The organism is Streptomyces sp. NPDC030809 (assembly GCF_055572195.1).
This window is the reverse complement of record NZ_JBVIDV010000048.1, coordinates 1-6283: the sequence shown is the minus strand read 5'-3', so window position 1 is coordinate 6283 and position 6283 is coordinate 1. Positions and strand designations below refer to the sequence as shown.

Annotated in this window: 2 protein-coding genes; both read left to right on the top strand. The window is 73.5% G+C overall.

The window, feature by feature from the left end; translation table 11 throughout:
• Positions 1-4211, top strand: a 4211-nt coding sequence (locus tag ACZ407_RS34800; RefSeq protein WP_468135538.1) for a type I polyketide synthase, incomplete at its 5' end; no start/stop codon positions are given.
• Positions 4212-4418: 207 nt separating this feature from the next.
• On the top strand, positions 4419-6283 hold a 1865-nt coding region (locus ACZ407_RS34795), incomplete at its 3' end, for a type I polyketide synthase (protein ID WP_468135540.1).

The following is a 6283-nucleotide window of genomic DNA, read 5'->3' as shown; positions in this document are numbered from 1 at the left end:
CGACTGACAACACCCCCGACAGCCCGCACACCGTCCTCCCCTGGGTCCTCTCCGCCAGGACCGCAGAAGCCCTCCGGGCACAGGCACGACAACTGCGCACGTACGTCGAGGAGCAGGCCGGGCCGGACATCGCGGCGGTTGCGCACGCGCTGTCGACCACCCGGACGGCGTTCGAACACCGCGCGGTCGTCCTGGGGGGAACCCGCCAGGAGTTCCTCGCCGGTCTCGACGCCTTCATCGGCGGTGAGCCCTCCGCGCATGTGGTCGAGGGTGTCGCCGCGGACGGACTCGGAAAGACGGTGTTCGTCTTCCCGGGCCAGGGCACGCAGTGGGCCGGCATGGGCGCCGATCTGATCGACGACTCACCCGTCTTCGCCGAGTCCATCGCCCGTTGCGAGACCGCCCTCGCCCCCTTCGTCGACTGGTCCCTGACCGAGGTGCTCCGCACGCGCGCCGAACTCGACCGCGTCGATGTCATCCAACCCGTCACCTGGGCCGTCATGGTCTCCCTCGCGGAGGTCTGGAAGTCCCTCGGCATCCGGCCGGACGCCGTCGTCGGCCACTCCCAGGGCGAAATCGCCGCAGCAGCCGTCTCCGGAGCCCTCAGCCTGGAAGACGCCGCCAAGGTCGTCGCCCTCCGCGCCCAGATCATCGGCGAACACCTCGCCGGACTCGGCACCATGGCCTCCATCCCCCTGGACGCCGACACGGTCGCCGGACACCTGCAGACCACCACCGGCGTCGGCATCGCCGCCGTCAACGGCCCCAACAGCACCGTCATCTCCGGCGACAAGACCGCCGTCGAAGAACTCGTCACACGCCTCCAGCAGCAGGACATACGCGCCCGACTCATCCCCGTCGACTACGCCTCCCACAGCGCCCACGTCGAAAACATCGAGACAGCCCTCCTGAGCACCCTCGACGGAATCAGCCCCCAAACGGCCGACATCCCCTTCTTCTCCACCGTCGAACCCGGATTCCTCGACACGACCGGTCTGGACGCCGCCTACTGGTACCGCAACCTCCGCCAGACCGTCCACTTCGCCACCGCCATCCAGACACTCACCGACACCGGCCACACCACCTACATAGAAAGCAGCGCCCACCCCGTCCTCACCTACGGCATCGAAGAGACGGACGCCCCCACCCCCCTGACCATCACGGGCACCCTCCGCCGCAACGAAGGCACCCTCGCCCGGCTCCTGCTCTCCGCCGCACACCTCCACACCCACGGCCACGCCCTCACCTGGCCCCACACCCACCAAAACCACCCCCACACCGACCTCCCCACCTACCCCTTCCAGCACCAGCACTACTGGCCCGCCCCGGCCCCGGTGCGGTCCGCGGACGCGGTGTCCATCGGACTCGGGTCCGCCGGACATCCGCTGCTCGGTGCGGCCGTCGAGCTCGCCGGTACGGACAGCCACGTGCTCACCGGGCTGCTGTCCCTCTCCAGCCACTCCTGGCTCGCCGACCACGCCGTCGCCGGCACCGTGCTCCTCCCCGGCACCGGCTTCCTCGAACTCGCCCTCCAGGCCGGGCACCACGTCGACTGCACCACCGTCGAAGAACTGACCCTCCAGGCGCCGCTGGCGCTCTCGGAGGGTGACGCGGTACGCCTCCAGATCAGCCTGGGCGCTGCCGACGAGTCGGGTCGCCGCGAACTGAGCCTGTACGGACGGCTCCAGAGCGCGGGCGACGAGGAACCGTGGGTCCGGCACGCCACCGGCACCCTGGCCCCGGCCGATGCGGAGCCCAATTCCGTTGCCGAACTGAGCAGTTGGCCGCCCGCCGGAGCGGAGCCGGTCGTGGTGGAGGACGCGTACGAGCGGCTCGCCGCTCTGCGGGTCGAGTACGGCCCTGCTTTCCAGGGGCTGCGCGCGGTCTGGCGGCGCGGCGACGAGGTCTTCGCCGAGGTCGCCCTGCCGGAGGAGCCCGCAGCAGAGGCCGCGGCCTACGGGATCCACCCCGCCCTGCTGGACGCGGCGCTCCAGCCGCTGGGCCTGGGCGTGCTGCCGTCCGGCACCGGGGAGGGGCGCATCAGGCGTCCGTTCGCCTGGAACGGGGTGAGCCTGTACGCCCAGGGCGCCGATGCCCTGCGCGTGCGGCTCGCGCCGGCCGGTGAGAACGCCGTGTCCCTCGCGGTCGCGGACGTGACGGGTCGGCCCCTCGCCGACATCGCCTCCCTGACCCTCCGCGAGGTCGCGGCGGAGGAGTTCTCCGGGGCGCGGGAGCCCGGAGCCGATTCCCTGTTCCGCGTGGAGTGGGTGCCGGTCGCCGCGGTCCCGGCGGCCGGGCCCGCCCGGCGGTGGGCGCTCCTCGGTGCCGGCAGCACCGGGCACGGCAACCTGGACGGGTACGAGGACCTCGCGGCCCTCGTCGCCTCGGGGGGACCCATCCCGGAGCTGGTCTTCGCCCCGTTCCCGGACACCGGTGCAGACGGTGCAGGCGGTGCAGACAGTGCCGCGGAAGGATCCCCCGCGGACGCCGATGCGGTGCGCGCTGCCGCACACCGCGCCCTGGAGCTCGTACAGCAGTGGCTAGCCGAGGAGGCGTTCGGCGATTCCCGGCTGGTGCTGCTGGCCGGGCAGGGGCCGGCGGGTGCGCCCGTCTGGGGCCTGGTCCGGTCGGCGCAGGTCGAGAATCCCGGCCGGTTCGTGCTCGTGGACGCGGGCGGGACGGCGGCGGGAGAGCCCGACTGGGATGCGCTGGCGGCCGCCGTGGCCACGGGTGAACCGCAGCTGGCGCTCGACGGCGCCGAGGTGCTGGCGCCCCGCCTGGCCCGGGTCTCCCGACCGGAGCGCTCCGACGCCACCGCTGCCCCCGAGGCTCCCTTCGGGGACGGCGGCACGGTCCTCCTGACCGGTGCCTCGGGCGGGCTCGCCCGGCTCCTCGCCCGCCACCTGGTGGCCGAGCGCGGGGTCCGGAACCTGCTCCTGACCAGCCGCCGCGGCGCCGCCGCCGACGGGATGCCGGAGCTGGTGGCCGAGCTGACCGCGCTCGGCGCCGCCGTCGAAATCGCGGCCTGCGACGTGGCCGACCGGGCCGCGCTGGCCGAACTGCTGGCCGCCGTACCGGCGGACCGGCCGCTGCGGGCCGTGGTGCACACGGCGGCCGTGCTCGACGACGGGGTGGTGGAGGCGCTGACCCCGGAGCGGATCGACGCCGTCCTGCGGCCGAAGGCCGAGGGGGCGCTGAACCTGCACGCCCTCACCGAGGGTCTGGACCTGTCCGCGTTCGTGCTGTTCTCCTCGCTCTCCGGCACCCTCGGCGGCGCCGGGCTGGCCAACTACTCGGCGGCGAACGCCTTCCTCGACGCCCTGGCCCGTCACCGTCGCGACCGCGGGCTGCCCGCCGTATCGCTGGCCTGGGGCCTGTGGGAGCAGCGCAGCGGCATGGCGGGCCGGCTCAGCGACGTGGACCTGGCCCGGATGTCCCGGGTGGGTGCGGCTCCGATGGCGGCGGAGGAGGGTCTCGCCCTCTTCGATGCGGCCACCGCGCTCGGCGAGGCCGTGGTCGTCCCGGCCCGCCTGGATCTGGCGGAGCTGCGCTCCCAGGCGGCGGCCGGGGTCATGCCGGCCCTGTTCCGCGGGCTGGTGCGCGTGCCGGCCGTACGGCGTACGGCGGCGGCCTCGGGCATACGTGCCGAGCAGGGCACGTCCGGGCCTGCCGACCGGCTGGCGGGGCTGCCGCGCGCCGATCAGGAGCGGATGCTGCTGGATCTCGTACGGGAGCAGGTCACGGCCGTGCTCGGGCACGCGTCCCCGGAGGAGGTGCGGGCGAACCGGGCCTTCAAGGACCTCGGCTTCGACTCGCTGACCTCGGTGGAGCTGCGCAACCGGCTCCGGACGGCCACCGGCCTGCGGCTGACCGCGACGCTGGTGTTCGACTACCCGACTCCGGCCGCGCTCGCGCAGCGGCTGCTGGACGAGCTGGTCCCGGACGCTGCGGAGGCCGGACTGCCGCTGCTGGCCGAACTCGACCGGCTGGAGGCCGCGTTCCTCGGTGCCGAGGCCCCCGACGAAGACGTACGGAGCAAGGTGGCGGCCCGGCTGCAGGCCCTGCTCTGGAAGTGGGACGACGCCCACGGCACGCGGGGCAACCCCGGTGCCGGCGAGGACCCCGAAGGGGCGGACGGCGAAGGGGAGTTCGACCCCGTGAGCGACGACGAGATGTTCGACCTCATCGACAAGGAGCTCGGACAGTTCTGAACGTTCTGATCCCCCTGCGGCCGGGCGCGCGCCTCCCCTGCGCGCCGCCTCCCGCCCCTCTGCCCCGCGTGGCGCGCCCGTGTCCCGCGCGCTCCGCCGCCCCGCCGGGCTCCGCCTTGCGACCGCGCCACCTGACCACTGGCTTTCCTAGGACGTGAACTGATGTCAAAGCCCATCCCCGCCCGCTCTTCCGAATCCCCGCAGAACATGACCGAGGACAAGCTCCGCGACTACCTCAAGCGCGTGGTCAACGACCTGCGCCAGACCCGCCGCCGGCTGAACGAGGCGGAGGCCAAGGACCACGAGCCCATCGCCATCATCGGCATGAGCTGCCGTTTCCCGGGCGACGTCCGCTCTCCGGAGGACCTGTGGCGGCTGGTCTCGGAGGGCCGGGACGTGATCTCCGCGTTCCCCGACAACCGCGGCTGGGACCTGGCGGGGCTGTACGACCCGGACCCCGACCGCTCGGGCACCTCGTACGTCCGCGAGGGCGGATTCCTGCACGATGCGGCCGACTTCGACCCGGCGTTCTTCGGGATCTCCCCGCGCGAGGCCCTGGCCATGGACCCCCAGCAGCGGCTGCTGCTGGAGACCTCCTGGGAGGCCTTCGAACGCGCCGGCATCAACCCGCAGTCCCTGCGCGGCAGCAAGGCCGGCGTCTTCGTCGGCAGCAACTACCAGGACTACGCCACCCGGCTGCCCGAGGTCCCGGCCGAGGTGGAGGGGCACCTCGGCATCGGGAACACCCCGAGCGTGGTGTCCGGGCGGGTGGCGTACACGCTGGGCCTGGAGGGCCCGGCGGTGACCGTGGACACGGCCTGCTCCTCCTCCCTGGTCGCCCTCCACCTGGCCTGCCACGCGCTGCGCCAGGGCGACTGCTCGATGGCCCTGGCCGGCGGCATCTCCGTCATGTCCTCGCCCGCCTCCTTCGTGGAGTTCAGCCGGCAGCGGGGCCTGGCTCCGGACGCCCGGGTGAAGGCGTTCGCCTCGGGTGCGGACGGTACGGCCCTGTCCGAGGGCATCGGCATGCTGCTGGTGGAGCGGCTGTCGGACGCGCGCCGCAACGGCCACCGGGTGCTGGCCGTGATCCGCGGCAGCGCGATCAACCAGGACGGTGCCAGCAACGGCCTGACCGCGCCCAACGGGCCTTCCCAGGAACGGGTGATCCGGCAGGCGCTGGTCAACGCCCGGCTGACCGCCGACCAGGTGGACGCGGTCGAGGCGCACGGCACGGGCACGAAGCTGGGCGACCCGATCGAGGCGCAGGCCCTGCTGGCCACCTACGGGCAGGACCGGCCCGCCGAACGGCCGCTGTGGCTGGGCTCGGTGAAGTCCAACATCGGCCACACCCAGGCCGCCGCCGGTGCCGCCTCGATCATCAAGATGGTGCTGGCCCTGCGCAACGGCGTGCTGCCGCGCACCCTGCACGTGGACGAGCCCTCCTCGCGCATCGACTGGGAGTCCGGGGCGGTCTCGCTGCTGACGGACGAGGTGCCGTGGCCCGCACTGGACCGGCCGCGGCGCGTGGGCATTTCCTCGTTCGGGATCAGCGGCACCAACGCGCACGCCGTGCTGGAGGAGGCCCCGCCCGCCGAGGAGGCCGTCCCGGCGGCCGATGCCCCCGCGGAGCCGCAGCCTGGGGGCATCGTCCCCTGGGTGCTGTCCGCCCGGAGCGCGGAGGCCCTGCGGGCGCAGGCACGACAGCTGCGGACGTACGTCGAGGAGCAGGCGGAGCCGGACATCGCGGCGGTCGCGCACGCGCTCTCCGGCACCCGGGCGGCGTTCGAGCACCGTGCGGTCGTCCTGGGCGGGAGCCGCAGCGAGCTCCTGAAGGGGCTCGGCTCCCTCGCCCATGGCGAGCCCTCTTCCCAGGTGGTTCAGGGGATCGCCGGGGACGAGGTCGGGAGGACGGTGTTCGTCTTCCCGGGTCAGGGCACGCAGTGGGCCGGCATGGGCGCGGAACTCCTGGACGAATCGCCGGTGTTCGCCGAGTCCATCGCGCGGTGCGAGCAGGCGTTGGCTCCGTTCGTGGACTGGTCCCTGACCGAGGTCTTGCGCTCGCGGGCCGAACT